This is a genomic window from Nocardioides sp. OK12 (assembly GCF_024341885.1).
GTDB lineage: Bacteria > Actinomycetota > Actinomycetes > Propionibacteriales > Nocardioidaceae > Nocardioides > Nocardioides marinisabuli.
Genome location: NZ_BNET01000002.1, coordinates 139,610 through 157,361, shown reverse-complemented (window position 1 = coordinate 157,361; position 17,752 = coordinate 139,610). Strand labels below are relative to the sequence as shown.

Below are 17,752 nucleotides of genomic sequence, written 5' to 3'. Positions count from 1 at the left end.
CGGCGCACATCGGGGCGGCGCACACTGGGGCGGTGCCGACCCGACTGCTGATCATCGCCGACACCCACCTCCCCCTGCGCGCCAAGGCGCTGCCCGAGGAGGTGTGGGCGGCCGTCGACGAGGCCGACGTCGTCGTCCACGCCGGCGACTGGGTCGACGTGGCCCTGCTCGACGAGCTCGAGGCGCGCAGCGCGCGCCTGGTGGCGGTGCACGGCAACAACGACCACGGGGTGCTGCGCGAGCGGCTGCCGCTGGTGGCCGAGGCCGAGGTCGAGGGGCTGCGCCTGGGGGTGGTGCACGAGACCGGGGCCAAGCAGGGTCGCGAGCAGCGCTGCGACGCGGCCTACCCGCACCTCGACGTGCTGGTCTTCGGCCACAGCCACATCCCGTGGGACACCACGACGCCCGGTGGCCTGCGGCTGCTCAACCCGGGCTCGCCCACCGACCGGCGCCGCCAGCCGCACTGCACCTACCTGACCGCAGTGGTCGACGACGGCGCGCTGGGCGAGGTCACCCTGCACCGGCTCCCGCCGCGGGTCCCGCGTCGCGGGTGAGGCTCAGGCCTCGCGCGGTCCGCGGTGCAGCCGCACCGCGCTGACGCAGGCCAGCACGCCGCCGCCCAGCACCAGCACCAGGCCGGGACCGGGCATCCAGCCCGCCGTGCCCACGAGGCTCAGCAGGTGGCCCACCTGCCACAGCGGCAGCGCCAACGCCACGACTCCCAGCAGCGCGGCCTGCGCCACCGCCAACCCGCGCAGCGGGACCATCACCCCGGCGAGGCCGAGCATGCAGGCGTAGAACGTCCACAGCCCGGCACCCTGCCCGCCCAGGACCGTGCCGAGCGGGGTGTCGACCCACGGCATGAAGGAGCCGAAGAGCACCAGCAGGCTGGCACCGAGCAGGCTGCGGCGGCCCGGCTCGCCGCCGCGCCGCGGCCGGGCGGCGGTGCGTCGCGGGCCGGACGGGGCGGTGGTGGCGGGAGCGCCGGCACGGGTGGTCATGCTCGGAGGCTACGACGAGTGACCCACGTCACGACAGGGCAGCGGCCCGGCGCCCGCTGAGCGTCGTACGTCGTGCGACGAGCGGTCGGCGCGCGGCGACGAGCGGTCGGCGAGGCCGCTCGGAGCCCGCTGGTGGCGACCTCCGACGGTGTCCGCCCGCCGCTCGTCGCAGCCACCCGGCCGCTCGTCGCAAACTGTGACCGGTGTCACGCCAGCCTCTTGTGGCGGGCACCACCCAGGCGCTTGCATCCCGTCTCGACGACCTGACGTGTGGTCCACCTCACGCGACGTCGAGACGAGGAGGAAGCGATGGATGACGCACAGCGCCGGGAGTACTGGCGCCGCAACGTGCGGCTGATGGCCGTGCTGCTGACGATCTGGGCCCTGGTGTCGTTCGGCGCCGGGATCCTGTTCGTGGAGCCGCTCAACGAGATCGTGGTCGCCGGGTTCCCGCTCGGCTTCTGGTTCTCCCAGCAGGGGGCGATCATCACGTTCGTCGCGATCATCGCGGTCTACGTGTGGCGCATGGACAAGCTCGACGCGGAGTTCGGCGTGGAGGAGTACGAGCAGGAGGTGCACCACTCGTGAGCGACATCCAGCTCTGGACGCTGATCTTCACGGTCATCACCTTCAGCGTCTACATCTACATCGCCTACGCCAGCCGGGTCAGCACCACCTCCGGCTTCTACGTCGCCGGCGGCGGCATCCCCGCCGTGGCCAACGGCGCCGCGATCGCCGCCGACTGGATGAGCGCGGCGTCGTTCATCTCGCTGGCCGGCATCGTGGCCTTCGCCTACAACGGCTACGCCGGTGGCGTCTTCCTGCTCGGCTGGACCGGCGGCTACGTGCTGCTGGCGCTGCTGCTGGCGCCGTACCTGCGCAAGTTCGGCAAGTACACGCTGCCCGACTTCGTGGGCGACCGGTACTCCGAGACCGCCCGGCTGGTGGCCGTGGTCGCGGCGATCGTCGTCTCGTTCGTCTACGTCGCGGGCCAGATGGCCGGCGCCGGCCTGGTCTTCACCAGGTTCCTGGGGGTCGGCACGACCACCGGCGTCGTCATCGGCATGACGGTCGTCTTCTTCTACGCCGTGCTCGGCGGCATGAAGGGCATCACCTGGACCCAGGTGGCGCAGTACTCCGTGCTGATCGTGGCCTACATGATCCCGGCGTTCGCGGTGTCCGCGAAGGTCACCGGCATCCCCGTGCCCCAGATCGGCTTCGGCGACATCCTCGCCGAGCTCGACGGCCTGCAGCAGGACCTCGGGCTGGCGGCGTACACCGAAGCCTTCACGCAGACCTCGATGCCCAACATGGTGCTGATCACCGCGGCGCTGATGTTCGGCACCGCGGGCCTGCCGCACGTCATCGTGCGCTTCTACACCGCCAAGAGCGTGCGCGCGGCCCGCTACAGCGCACTATGGGCGATCTTCTTCATCGCCCTGCTCTACACGACCGCCCCGTCGGTGGCGGCCTTCACCAAGCTGCAGATCCTCCAGGACCTCGAGGGCACCGCGATCGGCTCGGAGCCGGGCTGGTTCAGCACCTGGTCGGAGGTCGGCCTGGTCTCGGCGACCGACGCCAACGGCAACGGGGTCATCGACTTCGCGACCGAGACGGTCATCAACAACGACATCATCGTGCTGGCCAGCCCCGAGATCGGCGGCCTGCCGGCGCCGATCGTCGGCCTGGTCGCGGCCGGCGCGCTCGCAGCGGCCCTCTCGACCGCCTCGGGCCTGCTGCTGGTGATCTCCTCGTCGGTGGCCAACGACGTCTACTACAAGAAGATCAACCCGGCCGCGACCGAGGCCAAGCAGCTGATGGTCGGGCGCATCGCGATGGCCGGGGCGATCCTGGTGGCCGGCTACTTCGGCATCAACCCGCCGGGCTTCGTGGCCCAGGTGGTCGCGCTCGCCTTCGGGCTGGCGGCGGCCAGCTTCTTCCCGATCCTGGTGCTCGGCATCTTCTGGAAGAACTGCACCGCCAAGGGTGCGGTGGCGGGCATGCTGACCGGCCTGACGGTGACGCTGGCCTACATGATCTGGACGATCGACATCTACGGGAACTCCGACGGCATCCTCGGCATCCCCGAGACCGGCTTCGGCACCGTGGGCATGCTGATCAACTTCACGGTCACGATCGTGGTCTCGCAGTTCACCACGAAGCCGTCCCCGATCATGCAGGAGCTGGTCGAGGAGATCCGCTACCCCGGCAAGACCAAGCTCGTCGCCCAGCACCAGGCGGGCGAGATCGACCTCTGAGCACGCACCCGTGGCCGGTGGGGCCGTTCCCCCCACCGGCCCGGGCGTCCTAGTGTGACGACGGCCCCACCACGCACCCGCCGACGAAGGAGACGAAGAGACGTGAGCGACGAGACCCTGTCGAACCTGCTCAAGGAGGACCGCCGCTTCGAGCCGCCGGCCGACCTGGCGGCGAACGCCAACGTCACCGCCGAGGCGTACGCCGCGGCCGAGCGCGACCCGGAGGGCTTCTGGGCCGAGCAGGCCGGGCGCCTGGACTGGGCCACCCCCTGGGACCGGGTGCTCAACTGGGACGACCCGCCGTTCGCCAAGTGGTTCGAGGGCGGGCGCCTCAACGCGGCGTACAACTGCGTCGACCGCCACGTCGAGGCCGGCCGCGGCGACAAGGTCGCCTTCCACTTCGTCGGCGAGCCGCTCGGCGACACCCGCGACATCACCTACGCCGAGCTCAAGGACCTGGTCAGCCAGGCCGCCAACACCCTGGTTGACCTGGGCGTGCGGACCGGCGACCGGGTCGCGATCTACATGCCGATGATCCCCGAGGCGGTCGTGGCGATGCTGGCCTGCGCCCGCATCGGCGCCCCGCACACCGTGGTCTTCGGCGGGTTCTCCTCCGACGCGCTGGCCTCGCGGCTGGAGGACTGCCAGGCCAAGGTGGTGGTGACCGCCGACGGCGGCTACCGCCGCGGCAGCGCCTCGGCGCTCAAGCCCGCCGTCGACGAGGCCCGCACCAAGGCCGCCGAGCTGGGCCACACGGTCGAGAAGGTGCTGGTGGTGCGCCGCACCGGCCAGGACCTCGACGGCTGGGACGACGACGTCGACGTGTGGTGGCACGACAGCGTCGACGCCGCCTCGACCGAGCACACCCCCGAGGCCTTCGACGCCGAGCACCCGCTCTACGTCATGTACACCTCCGGCACCACCGGCAAGCCCAAGGGCATCCTGCACACCACCGGCGGCTACCTCACCGGGGCGGCGTACACGCACTGGGCGGTCTTCGACCTCAAGCCCGACGACGTCTACTGGTGCACCGCCGACATCGGCTGGGTGACCGGGCACTCCTACATCGTCTACGGCCCGCTGGCCAACGGCGCGACCCAGGTGCTCTACGAGGGCACGCCCGACTCCCCCGAGCGCGGGCGCTGGTGGAAGATCGTCGAGGAGCTGAAGGTCTCGATCTTCTACACCGCCCCGACCGCGATCCGCTCCTTCATGAAGCAGGGCCGCGAGATCCCCGACGCGCACGACCTGTCCAGCCTGCGGGTGCTGGGCTCGGTGGGCGAGCCGATCAACCCCGAGGCCTACGTCTGGTACCGCCACGTCATCGGCGGCGACCGCACCCCGGTCGTCGACACCTGGTGGCAGACCGAGACCGGCCAGATCATGATCAGCCCGCTGCCGGGCGTGACCCACGGCAAGCCCGGCTCGGCGATGATCCCGATCCCCGGCGTCAGCGCCGAGGTCGTCGACGAGCAGGGCGAGCCGGTCGGCAACGGCGCCGGCGGCTACCTGGTGCTGACCAAGCCGTGGCCGGCCATGCTGCGCACCATCTGGGGCGACGACGAGCGGTTCAAGGAGACCTACTGGTCGCGCTTCGAGAAGCTCGGCTACTACTTCGCCGGCGACGGCGCCAAGCTCGACGACGACGGCGACCTGTGGGTGCTGGGCCGCGTCGACGACGTCATGAACGTCTCGGGCCACCGCCTCTCGACGACCGAGATCGAGTCCGCCCTGGTCTCGCACCCCAAGGTCGCCGAGGCCGCGGTCGTGGGCGCCAAGGACGAGGACACCGGCCAGGCGGTCTGCGCGTTCGTCATCCTGCGCGACGAGGCCGGCGACGGCGGCGCCGACATCGTCGAGGAGCTGCGCAACCACGTGCGCAAGGAGATCGGCCCGATCGCCAAGCCGCGCCAGATCATGATCGTCCCCGAGCTGCCCAAGACCCGCTCGGGCAAGATCATGCGCCGCCTGCTGCGCGACGTGGCCGAGCACCGCGACGTCGGCGACGTCACCACCCTCGCCGACTCCTCGGTGATGGACCTGATCGCCGCAGGGGCCTCCACCGGCAAGAGCGACGAGTAGCCCCGAGCCGGCGCTACTTCCTCCGCGAGCCGGCGCTACTTCCCTCGCTGGGCGGGAAGTGGCGCCGGCTCGGCGCGGAACTGGCGCCGGGTCGGCGGTGGGGGGTGGGGTCGTACGCCGGTAGAGTGAGTGGCTGGTGCGCCGGGAAGTCTGGTCGGCAGCTCGTCCGTCGACCCCTGTCGACGGGCCCTGCCCCATGACCGCTGACCGATCCGAGGAGACCTCGTGAACTCCAGCAGCCCCACTCCCCCCGACACGTCCGGCTCGTCGGGCTCGACCCGCCTCTTCTCGCGCGGCAGCTTCCTGGAGGACTCCCGCATCGCGGGGGTGCTGCGGGCCGAGACCACCGGCGGCCTGCTGCTCATCGCGGGTGCCCTCATCGCGATCGTCTGGGCCAACACCCCGTGGGCGAGCACCTACGAGGCGATCCGCGACTTCAAGCCGCTCAGCGAGCCGCTCGACCTGGGCGCCTTCACCCTGCACCTCGACCTGAGCATCGGCACCTGGGCGGCCGACGGCCTGCTGGCCATCTTCTTCTTCGTCGTGGGCCTCGAGCTCAAGCGCGAGTTCGTCGCCGGCGACCTGCGCGACCCCAAGCGGGCCGCCCTGCCGATGGCTGCGGCCGTCGGCGGCATGGTCGCACCCGCGCTGATCTACCTGGCCTGGAACTTCACCCTCGCCGACGGCGCCCCCAGCGGCTGGGCCATCCCCACCGCCACCGACATCGCCTTCGCGGTGGCGATCCTGGCGGTCATCAGCACCCACCTGCCCTCGGGACTGCGCACCTTCCTGCTGACCCTGGCCGTGGTCGACGACCTGCTGGCCATCACGATCATCGCGCTCTTCTACACCGAGGAGCTCGACCTGCTCTTCCTGGCGCTGGGGCTGCTGCCGATCCTGCTCTTCGCGGTGCTGGTGCAGATGCGCATCTTCCGGGGCGTGCTGCTCATCCCGCTCGCGCTCGTCGCGTGGGTGCTCGTGCACGAGTCCGGCGTGCACGCGACCGTCGCCGGCGTGCTGCTGGGCTTCACCGTGCCGGTGCTGCGCAAGGACCGTGCCGACGACAAGCCCGGCCTCGCCGAGCACCTCGAGCACCTGGTGCGGCCGATCTCCGCGGGCTTCGCCGTCCCGGTCTTCGCGTTCTTCGCCGCCGGTGTCACCGTCGGCGGCTTCAGCGGCCTCGTCGAGTCGCTGCAGGACCCGGTGGCCATCGGCATCGTCTCGGGCCTCGTGCTCGGCAAGACGATCGGCATCACCGGCTCCACCTGGCTGCTCGCGAAGTTCACCAAGGCCGACCTCGACGAGGACCTGGCCTGGATCGACGTCGTCGGGCTCTCGCTGCTGGCCGGCATCGGCTTCACGGTCTCCCTGCTGATCGGCGAGCTGGCCTTCGGCTCCTCCACCGAGCGCGACGAGCACGTCAAGGTCGGTGTGCTGGTCGGCTCCATGCTGGCGGTCCTGCTGGCCACGATCGTGCTGCGCGCCCGCAACCGGGTCTACAAGAAGCTCTGGGACGCCGAGCAGGTCGACGAGGACCGCGACGACATCCCCGACGTCTACCAGACCGGCGACAAGGACCCGGCGACCCCGCCGGCCTGAGCCTCACCCCACTGGCGGCACGGGAGGGGTGTCGGGCTTGTAGGGTCAGAACCCGACACCCGACTCACCACCTGGGAGCAACCGCATGGCCATCGAGCCGGTCAAGGACACCGATCCCACCATCGGGCGTCTGGTCACCGACGCCAGCCGCGACATCTCGACCCTGATCTCCAAGGAGATCGAGCTCGCCAAGTCGGAGCTGAAGGTGAGCGTCAAGGCCGGCGGCATCGGCGTCGGCCTGTTCGCGGCCGCCGGCTTCATCGGCGTGCTCGCGATCATCATGCTCTCGGTGGCGATCGCCTACTTCATCCACTGGAACGGCTCCGGCCTGTCGCTGCACTGGGCGTTCCTGATCGTCTTCGGCGCGTACGTCGCCCTGGCCGGGCTGCTGGTGCTGGTCGGCGTGAAGAAGGTCAAGCAGGTCGGTCCGCCCGAGAAGGCGATCAGCCAGGGCAAGCAGATCCCCTCGGCCCTCAAGGGCAAGCACTCGGCCTGAGCCTCGCGGCTGGGTCTCGACCCGCCCTGTGCGCTAGGCGCAGGCTCCGGTCGAGACCGCCCCGGTGGCGGCCCGGCCCTGCTCGGCCGCCTGCTCGACCTGGTCGCTGGTCAGGGCGTAGCCGGTGTCGCCGTCGGTGACCGAGGCCGCGAAGATCACGCCCACGACGTCGCCCGACGTGGAGACGATCGGGCCACCGGAGTTGCCGGGGCGCACCAGCCCGCGCAGCGAGAACACCTCGCGGATCACCGTGCCGTCGCCGTAGATGTTGGGCGAGCGCAGCCGCTGCTCGGCGCGGATGCGGGCGGCCCGCACGTCGTAGGGCCCGTCGAGCGGGTAGCCCAGGACCGCCACCGCGTCCCGCGGGGCGGCGTCGGCGAAGTCCAGCGCGGGCAGGGTGCCGGAGTCGAAGGAGATGACCGCGACGTCGACGTCGGGGTTGTAGTAGACGACCTGCCCGTCCACGGGGCCGCCCTCGGTCTGCACCTGCGGGTTGTCGACGCCGGCGACCACGTGGGCGTTGGTCATCAGACGGTCGGGGGCGTAGACGAACCCGCTGCCCTCGACCCCGCTGCCGCACGAGTTGGCGCCCCGGATCTTCAGCACGCTGGGCGCGGCCTGCTGCACCGCGGGGCGCTGGAGCATCCGCTCGGAGCCGGGGCCGACCTCGACGATCCGCTCGGGGGCGAAGGGTTCGAGGTAGCGGGGGAAGAAGCTGGTGCCGACGACGGTGTTGAAGGCCTGGAGCAGGCCTCCGGCCGACTGCGGCAGCGCGGAGTCGACCTTGGCGAGCACCGTCGAGGCCCGCACCATCGGGGTGACGCCCGCGATCCGCGAGCCCGAGACGGCCACCCCGAGCGCCCAGGCCACCAGCAGCACCGCGACCGCGCTCAGCGCGGCACCACCCACCGCGTCGAGGGCACGCACGGGCTGCCAGGTGATGCGCGAGCGCAGCCGGGCGCCGACGTACTGCAGGGTTGCCTGGCCCAGCGAGGCGGCCAGGATCACGATGAACAGCGCCCCGAGGGTCACCAGCAGCGAGGGGTTGGCCTCGCCCAGCGCGATCGGCGCGAGCCAGATGCCGAAGAGGCCGCCGGCCAGCAGGCCCGCGGTCGCGAACGCGCCGGTGATGAAGCCCTGCCAGTAGCCGGAGAGGGCGTAGGCGACGACGAGGAGGACCAGCAGCCAGTCGAGCAGGTTCATGACGTCAGATGTCCTCGTGGGGTCGGTCGGGCTCGTCCTCGATGTCGAGGAGGCCCGGGGTGGGCCGCGGGTCGGCGGCCAGCATGTAGTCGGGCAGGTCGCGCACCCGTGTCTCGTCCCACGGCTGGGTCCAGCCGAGGAAGTCGAAGAGCTTGGCGATGATGCCGCCGGTGAAGCCCCACAGGATGACGTCGTTGTCGGGGCCGATCATGAACCCCGGGCTCTGGTAGCCGCGGGGATGACGGACCGTGACGCGGTGCGTGGGGTCGAGCAGCTCGCTGATCGGCACGTGGTGGATCGCGTGCACCTCGTCGCGGCTGGCGATGTGGACCCCGCTGGGGTGCGCCCACCAGCCCAGCACGGGAGTGACGGCGAAGTTGCTGGGCGGCAGCCACAGGTCGGGCAGGGTCGCGAAGACCCGCACCTCGGCGGGCTCCAGGCCCACCTCCTCCTCGGCCTCGCGCAGCGCGGCCTGCACCGCGGTCTCGCCGGGGTCGAGCCCGCCGCCGGGGAAGGAGACCTGGCCCGGGTGCGAGCGCATGTCGTGGGCACGCTCGGTCAGCAGCAGCTCGGGGCCCTGGGCGCCCTCGGCGAAGAGCATCAGCACCGCCCCGAGGCGGGCGCTGCCGTCGGCGGGCGGGGTGAAGCGGGTCAGGTGGTCGGCGGTGATCGAGGCGGCGCCCTCCTGGACCGGCAGCAGCCACTCGGGCAGCGGGGCCAGGGAGCCGCCGTGCCCACCGAGCCCACCGTGCCCGCCAGCGCCTCCGCGGTCGCTCACAGCTCGACCCCCAGGTGCTCGGCGACCAGGTCCTCGAGCTGCTCGACGCTGCGGATCTCGACCGGCAGGACGGCCTCGACGACGCCGTCGGCACCCACCAGCACCGTGGTGGGGAAGGCGACCGCACGCACCACCGGGTCGACCTGCAGCTCCCCCTGGGTGTCGGCGACCTGGGGGTAGGTCACCCCGCTGTCGACGAGCAGCTCCATGGCCCCCTCCGTGATCGGGTCGGCGAAGTCGACACCGAGGACGTCGACCCGGTCGCCGTGCTGGGTGTAGAAGTCCTGGAGCACCGGCAGCTCGCGCTTGCAGGGGGCGCAGGTGGCGAACCAGGCGTTGAGCACCAGCGGCCCGCGCAGCGTCGACAGGTCGACGGCCGGGCCGCCCCCGAAGCACGGCAGCTCGAGCGCGGGCAGACCGCCCTCGACGGGGCCGGCCGAGGCGTCCCCGGGCCGGCACTCCTCGATCCCGGCGTCGGCCTTGGCCTCGCGCAGGGCGGGGGTGTCGACGTCGATCTGCGCCGGGCCGGGCGCGGCGACGAACGAGCCGTCCTCGCCGGAGCACGCGCTGAGCAGCAGCGCGGCCGCCGCCAGGGCGGGCACGAGGCGACGTCGGGTCACCGGCGCGCCTCGGTCTTGACGAGCTTCTCGGCGGTCTCGGGGTCGGTCGGGCCCTCGCCGTACGCCGGGCACCACCGCGCCACGGGGCACGCACCGCAGGCCGGGCGCTGGGCGTGGCAGCGCCGGCGGCCGTGCCAGATCAGCCGGTGGCTCAGCATCGTCCAGTCCTTCTTGGGGAACAGCGCCCCCACCGCGTGCTCGACCTTGACCGGGTCGGTCTCGTCGGTCCAGCCCAGCCGGCGGGCGAGCCGGCCGAAGTGGGTGTCGACGGTGATGCCGGGGACGTCGAAGGCGTTGCCGAGCACCACGTTGGCGGTCTTGCGCCCCACCCCGGGCAGCTTGACCAGGTCGACCAGCCGCGGCGGCACGGCGCCGTCGTGGTGCTCGACCAGGTGGGCCGACAGCTTGAGCAGCGACTCGGTCTTGGCGCGGAAGAAGCCGAGCGGTCCGACGATCTCCTCGAGCACGGCCCGGTCGGCCGCCGCCATGGCCCGGGCGTCGGGGAAGGCCGCGAAGAGGGTCGGACGCACCGCATTGACCCGCCGGTCGGTGGTCTGCGCGGAGAGCACGGTGACGACCAGCAGCTGGAAGGGGTCGTCGAAGTCGAGCTCGCAGGCCGCATCGGGGTAGGTCTCGGCCAGCACCCGGTGGGTCTTGCGGGCGCGTCGCACGAGGGCGGTGGGGGTCTCGGCGGCGGGCACCCCGCCAGCCTACGAGACGGCACCGACGCCTCCGGCAGGACCGGCGCCGGTCCGGCGCCGGGGCAGCGCCGGGGCCGGGGCCGCCGCGCCTGGGAGGGGCGATGGTGCGTGTGAGCAAGTCCACTGGATAGCATTGCCCACATCCGTGCGCCCCTGCGCGGTCGAGTCTCGAGCACCCGCACGCCTACAGGAGGTCCGGTGGACAACGACGTACTGCGTCAGGCCCCACTCTTCAGCGCCCTGGACGACGAGGCTGCGTCCGCGCTGCGCACGTCCATGACCGAGAGCCGGCTGCGCCGTGGTGACGTGCTGTTCCGCGAGGGCGACTCCGGCGACAAGCTCTACATCGTGCTCGAGGGCAAGGTGAAGCTCGGCCGCACCTCCTCCGACGGGCGCGAGAACCTGCTGGCGATCCTCGGCCCGGGCCAGATGTTCGGCGAGCTCTCGCTCTTCGACCCCGGCCCGCGCTCGGCGACCGTGACCGCGGTGACCGACGCGTCGTTCGCCTCGCTGTCCCACGAGGACCTGCTGCGCTGGCTCGAGGGCCGACCGGTCGTCGCCCGCGGGCTGCTCACCCAGCTCGCCGGCCGCCTGCGCAAGGCCAACGACGTCGTGGCCGACCTGGTCTTCTCCGACGTCCCCGGCCGCGTGGCCAAGGCGCTGCTCGACCTCGCCGACCGCTTCGGGCGCACCGCCGACGACGGCGTGCACGTGCACCACGACCTCACCCAGGAGGAGCTCGCCCAGCTGGTCGGCGCCTCCCGCGAGACGGTCAACAAGGCGCTCGCCGACTTCGCCTCGCGCGGCTGGCTGCGCCTGGAGCCCCGCTCGGTGGTCATCATGGACCTCGAGCGGATGTCGCGCCGCGCCCGCTGAGGCCCGCCCGAGAAAGAAACTTCCTGCGGGGTGCCCCCTTTTCCCGTCCCCACCGCGTCTGAGCAGGTGAGGACGAGGAGCACACCATGGGGTCACGCCAGGCCAGGCGCGAGGAGCAGCACGCCGCCTTCGAGGCGTTCGTGCTGGCCCGCACGCCCGCGCTGACACGCACGGCGTACCTGCTCACCGGCGACGTCCACCTCGCCGAGGACCTGGTGCAGAGCGCGCTGCTCAAGGCGGCCGAGCACTGGCACCGCATCGAGACCTCGCCCGAGGCCTACGTGCGCCGCACGCTCTACACCCAGCAGGTCTCGGTGTGGCGGCGGCGCCGCGACGTGCACGAGCAGGCCCTGGGCGCGTACGACGCCGCTGCCGCGACCGACGCCGGCGACCCGGACCTGCGGCTCAGCCTGGTCGAGGCGCTGCGCCGGCTCACCACCCGGCAGCGCACGGTGCTGGTGCTGCGCTTCTTCGAGGACCTGACCGAGCCGCAGGTGGCCGACGTCCTGGGCATCAGCCGCGGCACGGTGAAGTCCACGGTCCGTCACGCGCTCGCGCGGATGCGGGTCCTCGCCCCCGACCTGGCCGACCTCGTGGAGGACCCCGCATGAGCCCGCACCCGCACCTGAAGGACCTGCTCGAGCAGGCCGCCGAGACCGTGCCGCCCGCCGACGTGCCCCGCGACACCTGGCAGCGCGGCCGGCGCCGGCACCGCCGCTCCCTGGCGCTGCGGGCCGCCGCCGTCGTCGGGGTCGTCGCCCTGGTCGCCGCGACGCCCGGCCTGCTCGACCGCGCGACGGACCGCTCCGCACCGCAGCCCGCCGGCAGCGGGGCGTCGGGGCCGGGCCTGCCCGACCACCTGCACGCGGTGCCCTCCCACCTGGCAGCCCGGGGCGAGGACGAGCGCTGGGGCCACGAGGAGGTGAGCGACGACCTCGCCATCGGGCGGGCGGTGGCCGCATGGGTCACAAGCGCCGGGCTGCCGGTGCTCGTCGGCGCGACGGACGGTCGCTACCACCTGCTCGACCTGCCCGACTTCCTGCTCGCCGGTGACCTGGCGATCAGCTGGTTCCCCGGCGACCAGCCCCCCATGGCCCTCTCTCCTGACGGCACCAGGCTGGCCTACGCCTACGCCTGGCCCGCCACGGACGACGGCACCGTCGTGCCCTCAGGCATCCGGGTGCTCGACCTGGAGACCGGCGAGGTGGCCCGCGACCTGGCGCTCCAGGGTGGATCCGGGGTCGCGGTCACCCAGGTCTCGTGGTCACCCGACGGCGCCTGGCTGGCCTGGACCGGGTTCGAGACGTCGTACTGGACCACGACCACCCTCAACGGGAGCCGCAGCAGAGCCGGGGTAGCGGGACCGGACGGCACCCGACGCGCCGTCGAGCCCGGCGGCAGCACCTACGTCGACGACGACGGTGCGGCCATCGTGCTCGACGGCGGGAGCATCGAGGTGCAGCGCTCCGACGGCACCACCATGGCGCGCCGCGGCGCCGCCGGGACACCCGAGCTCACCGGCGAGGGGCTGCTCTCCCCCGACGGCTCCCGGCTCGTGATCGGCACGGCGGCAGGCTACGACCTGGTGGCCATCGACCTCGATCGCGACCGGGTCGAGACCCGGTCGGGCGGCGCGCAGGACTGGTCGGCGCGCCCACTGGCGTGGGTCGGCGACGCCGTCCTGGTGCAGCGCACGCCACCAGCCAGCGGCGACGAGGGGCTGCTCAGCCTGGTCGACGTCACCGGCGACGCCGCGGTGCGCGACGTCGGTGTGCTCGACGGGGGCGAGTCGGACAACCCGCACACCGGGGTAGGACCCCTGAGCGTCGCGGCCGACCTGGTCACCGAGGACCAGCCCACCGTCACCCGCCCGGCACCCGACTGGCCCTGGGACCCGCCGTCCTGGGCCGTCCCGGCGGCCTTGGGTGCCGCTCTGCTGCTCGTGGCCGCGCTCGTCCGGGTCGTCGTACGCCGGCGTCGACGCCGAGCACGGGAAGAACTTGCGGACGAGTGACCCCCGAGCAGCTCCCGGCGGGCGTAGGCCTGGGTGAGAGAGGGTGATCAGGTGATCTCGGGACCGGACGTGGACTTCGAGTCGTTCGTGCGCGCCCGCACGCGGGCCCTCTCCCGCACCGCGTACCTCCTGACGGGGGACGCCCACCTGGCGGAGGACCTCGTGCAGACAGCTCTCTTCAAGGCGGCCCGCGCGTGGCCGCGGATCTCCGGCGACCCGGAGCCCTACGTGCGGCGCATCCTCTACACCCAGAACATCTCCTGGTGGCGCTCGCGACGTCATCTCTCCGAGCAGCCGCTCGGCGGGTACGACGCCCCGGCCGCCGACCGCTCCGACCCCGCGCTGCGCCTCAGTCTCGAGGGGGCGCTCGCGCGGCTGACCACGCGCCAGCGCACGGTGCTGGTGCTGCGCTACTTCGAGGACCTCACCGAGGTGCAGACCGCGGCTGCGCTGGGCATCCGGCCCGGCACCGCCAAGTCCCTGACCCGCCAGGCCCTGGCCCGGCTCCGCACGCTCGCCCCGGAGCTCGCCGAGCTGGTGGGCCGGCCCGTGGCCGAGGAGGCATCACGATGAGTCAGCCGTTGCGCGACGAGCTCGAGCGGATCGCCGATCGGGCCCCGGTCGCCGACGTGCCGGCCGACACCTGGAGCCGCGCCCGCCGCAGCGTGCGTCGAGACACCGCGGCCGCCCTGGCGGCGCTCGTCGCGGTCGTCGCCCTGGTCGCCGGCGCGGTCGCCTGGCTGCCCGACCGGGACGGGATCGCGCCGGCCGACGGCGACGCCAGCGCGCTACCGGCGTACCTGCCGGTGCCGACAGGCCTCGAGCGGGTGCACGGGACCGACGACCTCGCCGTCGGGGCGCAGGCGGTCGCGATGGTGCCGGACACCCCGCAGGGCAACCGCGAGGTCGTGGTCGTGGACGCCCGCAGCGGTGAGTACCGGGGCCTCGACCTGCCCGGCTTCGGCGCCGCCACGGGTCGCGGCCTCAGCGGCACCGTCCATCCCGTGACGCTCTCGCCGGCCGGGACGACGCTGGCCTACCCGCGGGCCAGCGGTTGGCGGGCCGGCGGCACGCTGCGCACCGGCGTCGGCATCGTCGACCTGGTCACCGGCGACGTGCGGAAGATCGCGCTGGAGGACGAGGGTCGGCCCGTGCTGCTTCGCACCGTGACCTTCTCCCCCGACGGTCGCTGGCTGCTCTGGACGGGTCAGCCCGTCCGCTCCAGCAAGGACGGGCGGTCTTTCGGCTCCGCCACCGCCCACGGGGTGGTCGCTCCCGGGGCGACCCGCTCCACACCGTTGCCGGGACGCGACCGCGACCTCGAGCTGTCGGTCGGTGTCGACGACCAGGGCACGGTCGCCCGCGTCGGTGGGTCCACCCGGCTGCTGAGGGCCAGCGCCGACGAGGTGCCCGCCGCCACCCTCGGCGGCCTGGAGGGCATCGTGCACAGCGGCAGCATCGACGACCTGGCCGTGAGCAGCCTGGTCCAGACCTACCGGCCGCGAGCCGACCCCGAGTACTCGTTCACCTGGGTGACCGCGAGCCGCGGGGAACCCGAGGCGACACCACGCCGCCTCGACACTCCCGCGGACCTGCCGCTGAACAGCTGGTGGGTGCTGGAGTGGGTCGACCCCGACCACGCCGTCGTGGCTGTCGACGTCTCCGGCGCTGAGGAGGAGATCTCCCCGCGGCAGACGCAGGTCGGTGTCGTCAGTCTCGCCGACGACGGCGCGAGGTACGACCCGGTGCTCACCAGCGACCCCGGCGCCCGGGCCCTCACCGTGGCCACCGACCTGCTCGCCGACGGTGCCGCGGCGGTCGAGCGGCCGCTCCCGGCCTTCGCCGACGACCGGCGCTCGCGCAGCTGGTGGTACGTCGGCAGCGTGCTGCTGCTCGTGGGCGCGCTCGCGCTCGCCGTCGTACGACGCCGCCGGCGCAGCGCTCAGCGGCCCTCGGCGACGTAGGCCAGCTGGGCGCGCACCGACATCTCCGCGGCGCCCCACAGCACCGGGTCGACGTCGGCGTAGACGATCTCGACGACCCGGCGGGGCAGCTCGTCGACGGCGAGGCCCTCGGGGTGCGGGGTCGCGCGCAGGGTCTCGACGGCGGCGCGCACCTGCTCGAGGCGCTCGCGGCGGTGGTCCTGGTAGTAGCCGATGGCCCCGAGCGCGTCGTCGATGACCGGCCCGTGCCCGGGCCAGATGGTCGCGACCTCCTGGGCCTCGGCGAGGGCGTGCAGGCGCCCCAGGGAGCCGAGGTAGGCGCCGAGCTCGCCGTCGGGGTGCGCCACGACGGTGGTGCCCCGGCCCAGCACGGTGTCACCGGTGAGCACGGCGCGCTCGGCGGGCAGCACGAACGACAGCGAGTCGGCGGTGTGGCCGGGGGTGCCCACGACCCGCACCTCGAGACCGTCGACCTCGACGACATCACCGTCGGCCAGGCCCTCGGAGCCGAGGCGGTGGCGCGGGTCGAGCGCGCGCACCCCGCAGCCCATCCGCTCGGCGAACTCCTTGGCGGCCTCGGCGTGGTCGTGGTGGTGGTGGGTCAGCAGCACCACACCGACCTGCCCGGCGGTCTCGGCGACCGCGTCGAGGTGGGAGAGGATCGAGGGTCCCGGGTCGACCACGACCGAGCGCCGGGCGCCCGGCTCGCGCAGCACCCAGGTGTTGGTGCCGTCGAGGGTCATGTGGTCGGCGTTGGGCGCCAGCACGCAGCGGGCCCGCTCGCCGAACGCACCGCCGGCCCAGCCGGACGGCCCCACCACGGGGCCGCCCGCGCCGCTCACGCCTGCCTCCGCTCGCTCACCAGCGGGCGCAGCCGGTCGGGCATCGACAGGGTCCAGCCGTCCCCCAGCGGCTCCACCGTGGGGGTGAACATCTGCACCGAGCGCTCGCGGGCCGTGGCCAGCACCGCCCCGGTGTCGGGGTAGGTGCCGACCTCCATCGAGGTCAGGTACGTCGGCGGCATCATCGCCAGCTCGCCGGCGTCGGCCTGGTCGGCGGCCTCGCGGGCCGGCAGCCAGTGCACCGACGACGACTCGGTGGAGACGTCGCGGGTCACCTGCCCGGCCGGCAGCTCGGCCACGAAGAACCAGGTGCGGTAGCGCTTGGGCTCGAAGACCGGGGTCAGCCAGGCGTCCCACACGCCGAGCAGGTCGGTGCGCAGCACCAGGCCGCGGCGGTTGAGGAAGTCGGTCATCGCCAGCTCGCGCGACTCCAGGGCGACCCGGTCGGCCTCCCAGTCGTCGGCGGTGGTGTCGGCGACCACCTCCCCGTCGGAGGCCCCGGCCAGCAGCACCCCGCACTCCTCGAACGTCTCGCGCACCGCCGCGCAGACCAGCGCCCGTGCGGTCTCCTCGTCGCAGCCCAGCCGGGCGGCCCAGGCCGCCGGCTCGGGACCGGCCCAGCCGACCTGGGCGTCGAAGTCACGCGGGTCGACGCCGCCGCCGGGGAAGACCGCCATGCCGGCCGCGAAGTCCATGGAGACCTGGCGGCGCAGGTAGTAGGCCTCGGGGCCGGAGTCGCCGGGACGCAGCACGATCACCGTGGCCGCGTTGCGCGGCTCCGCGGGCTCGCGGGTGCCGTCGGCGTACTCGCGCGCCAACGCGACCACCGTGTCGGGCAGCGGCACGGGCGGCAGCGGGATGCGCATCAGGCGTCGGCCACCAGCTCGACGACCAGCTCGACCTCGACGGGGGCGTCGAGGGGGAGCACGGGCACGCCGACCGCCGATCGGGCGTGCACCCCGGCCTCGCCGAAGACCTTGCCGAGCAGCTCGGAGACGCCGTTGGCGACCCCGGGCTGCCCGGTGAAGTCGGGGGTGGAGGCCACGAAGCACACGACCTTGACGATCCGCGCCACCTGCGACAGCTCGCCGACCTGGGCGCGCACCGCGGCGATCGCGTTGAGCGCGCACTGCTGGGCGCACTCGTAGGCCTCCTCCGCGGTGACCTCGCCGCCGACCTTGCCGGTGGCCATCAGCTCGCCGTCGCGCATCGGCAGCTGCCCGGAGGTGTAGACGTGCGACCCGGAGCGGACCGCCGGCACGTAGACGGCGACCGGCTTGGCCACCTCGGGCACGGCCAGGCCGAGCTCGCCCAGGCGCTCCTCGGGGGTGGGCATGCG

19 protein-coding genes are annotated in these 17,752 nt (G+C 73.2%); 11 read left to right on the top strand and 8 right to left on the bottom strand.

Translation table 11 applies throughout. From position 1 onward, the window contains the following. The first annotated feature begins 32 nt into the window (after positions 1-32). On the top strand, positions 33-554 hold the full coding sequence (locus tag OCU29_RS04935; protein WP_261819023.1) for a metallophosphoesterase: 522 nt from the start codon (positions 33-35) through the stop codon (positions 552-554). A gap of 3 nt (positions 555-557) precedes the next feature. Here the strand turns inward: OCU29_RS04935 and OCU29_RS04930 are convergent, their stop codons facing one another. After that, positions 558-1,001: a hypothetical protein gene (locus tag OCU29_RS04930; protein WP_261819022.1), complete on the bottom strand. Its 444-nt coding sequence runs from the start codon at positions 999-1,001 to the stop codon at positions 558-560. A 309-nt stretch (positions 1,002-1,310) separates the two neighbouring features. On the opposite strand from OCU29_RS04930, the gene OCU29_RS04925 reads away from it, so the two are divergent. From OCU29_RS04925 to OCU29_RS04905, 5 genes are all read left to right on the top strand, one after another. Continuing rightward, entirely contained in the window at positions 1,311-1,589 is a 279-nt protein-coding gene (locus OCU29_RS04925) for a DUF4212 domain-containing protein (RefSeq protein WP_179615128.1), read from the top strand. Beyond that, the gene (locus tag OCU29_RS04920) at positions 1,586-3,259 is read left to right on the top strand and encodes a sodium:solute symporter family protein (protein ID WP_179615127.1); all 1,674 of its coding nucleotides are present in this window, start codon (positions 1,586-1,588) and stop codon (positions 3,257-3,259) included. The genes OCU29_RS04925 and OCU29_RS04920 overlap by 4 nt, the downstream gene beginning before the upstream one ends. 102 nt (positions 3,260-3,361) lie before the next feature. Further along, positions 3,362-5,341 (top strand): acetate--CoA ligase, encoded by a 1,980-nt coding sequence (gene acs, locus OCU29_RS04915; RefSeq protein ID WP_261819021.1) that lies wholly within the window; start codon positions 3,362-3,364, stop codon positions 5,339-5,341. 225 nt (positions 5,342-5,566) lie between these two features. Continuing rightward, entirely contained in the window at positions 5,567-6,940 is a 1,374-nt protein-coding gene (gene nhaA, locus OCU29_RS04910; protein WP_261819020.1) for a Na+/H+ antiporter NhaA, read from the top strand. An 85-nt stretch (positions 6,941-7,025) separates the two neighbouring features. Continuing rightward, the gene (locus tag OCU29_RS04905) at positions 7,026-7,436 is read left to right on the top strand and encodes a phage holin family protein (protein ID WP_179615124.1); all 411 of its coding nucleotides are present in this window, start codon (positions 7,026-7,028) and stop codon (positions 7,434-7,436) included. Between the two features lie 33 nt (positions 7,437-7,469). On the opposite strand, the gene OCU29_RS04900 is transcribed toward OCU29_RS04905, so the two are convergent. From OCU29_RS04900 to nth, 4 genes are read right to left on the bottom strand one after another with little or no spacing between them, the layout of a single operon-like run. Next, a complete protein-coding gene (locus OCU29_RS04900; protein WP_179615123.1) occupies positions 7,470-8,639 on the bottom strand; it encodes a MarP family serine protease in 1,170 nt (389 codons plus the stop codon). Positions 8,640-8,643: 4 nt separating this feature from the next. Next, on the bottom strand, positions 8,644-9,417 hold the full coding sequence (locus tag OCU29_RS04895) for a CoA pyrophosphatase (RefSeq protein ID WP_261819019.1): 774 nt from the start codon (positions 9,415-9,417) through the stop codon (positions 8,644-8,646). After that, a complete protein-coding gene (locus OCU29_RS04890; RefSeq protein ID WP_261819018.1) occupies positions 9,414-10,037 on the bottom strand; it encodes a TlpA disulfide reductase family protein in 624 nt (207 codons plus the stop codon). The genes OCU29_RS04895 and OCU29_RS04890 overlap by 4 nt, the downstream gene beginning before the upstream one ends. Beyond that, positions 10,034-10,738: an endonuclease III gene (nth, locus tag OCU29_RS04885; protein ID WP_179615121.1), complete on the bottom strand. Its 705-nt coding sequence runs from the start codon at positions 10,736-10,738 to the stop codon at positions 10,034-10,036. The genes OCU29_RS04890 and nth overlap by 4 nt, the downstream gene beginning before the upstream one ends. 198 nt (positions 10,739-10,936) lie before the next feature. Here nth and OCU29_RS04880 point away from each other — a divergent pair, with 198 nt between their 5' ends. The 5 genes from OCU29_RS04880 to OCU29_RS04860 all read left to right on the top strand — a co-directional run bounded on the left by OCU29_RS04880 (position 10,937) and on the right by OCU29_RS04860 (position 15,592). Continuing rightward, the gene (locus OCU29_RS04880) at positions 10,937-11,614 is read left to right on the top strand and encodes a Crp/Fnr family transcriptional regulator (RefSeq protein WP_179615120.1); all 678 of its coding nucleotides are present in this window, start codon (positions 10,937-10,939) and stop codon (positions 11,612-11,614) included. 86 nt (positions 11,615-11,700) lie between these two features. Then, positions 11,701-12,225: a SigE family RNA polymerase sigma factor gene (locus tag OCU29_RS04875; RefSeq protein WP_261819017.1), complete on the top strand. Its 525-nt coding sequence runs from the start codon at positions 11,701-11,703 to the stop codon at positions 12,223-12,225. After that, a complete protein-coding gene (locus OCU29_RS04870) occupies positions 12,222-13,628 on the top strand; it encodes a hypothetical protein (protein WP_261819016.1) in 1,407 nt (468 codons plus the stop codon). The genes OCU29_RS04875 and OCU29_RS04870 overlap by 4 nt, the downstream gene beginning before the upstream one ends. Positions 13,629-13,679: 51 nt before the next feature. After that, positions 13,680-14,201, top strand: a complete 522-nt coding sequence (locus OCU29_RS04865; protein ID WP_261819015.1) for a SigE family RNA polymerase sigma factor — start codon at positions 13,680-13,682, stop codon at positions 14,199-14,201. Then, complete coding sequence (locus OCU29_RS04860; RefSeq protein ID WP_261819014.1) at positions 14,198-15,592, top strand: hypothetical protein; 1,395 nt, start codon at positions 14,198-14,200, stop codon at positions 15,590-15,592. The genes OCU29_RS04865 and OCU29_RS04860 overlap by 4 nt, the downstream gene beginning before the upstream one ends. Here OCU29_RS04860 and OCU29_RS04855 read toward each other — a convergent pair. Genes OCU29_RS04855 through OCU29_RS04845 form a run of 3 tightly spaced genes read right to left on the bottom strand, consistent with a single transcriptional unit; the run spans position 15,571 to position 17,749 of the window. Further along, a complete protein-coding gene (locus OCU29_RS04855; protein WP_306799007.1) occupies positions 15,571-16,413 on the bottom strand; it encodes an MBL fold metallo-hydrolase in 843 nt (280 codons plus the stop codon). The two genes, OCU29_RS04860 and OCU29_RS04855, sit on opposite strands and share 22 nt — an antisense overlap. Next, positions 16,410-17,279, bottom strand: coding sequence for an NUDIX hydrolase (locus tag OCU29_RS04850; RefSeq protein ID WP_179615117.1), 870 nt, complete (start codon positions 17,277-17,279; stop codon positions 16,410-16,412). The genes OCU29_RS04855 and OCU29_RS04850 overlap by 4 nt, the downstream gene beginning before the upstream one ends. After that, complete coding sequence (locus OCU29_RS04845; protein WP_261819013.1) at positions 17,279-17,749, bottom strand: RidA family protein; 471 nt, start codon at positions 17,747-17,749, stop codon at positions 17,279-17,281. The genes OCU29_RS04850 and OCU29_RS04845 overlap by 1 nt, the downstream gene beginning before the upstream one ends. Between the last annotated feature and the right edge of the window lie 3 nt (positions 17,750-17,752).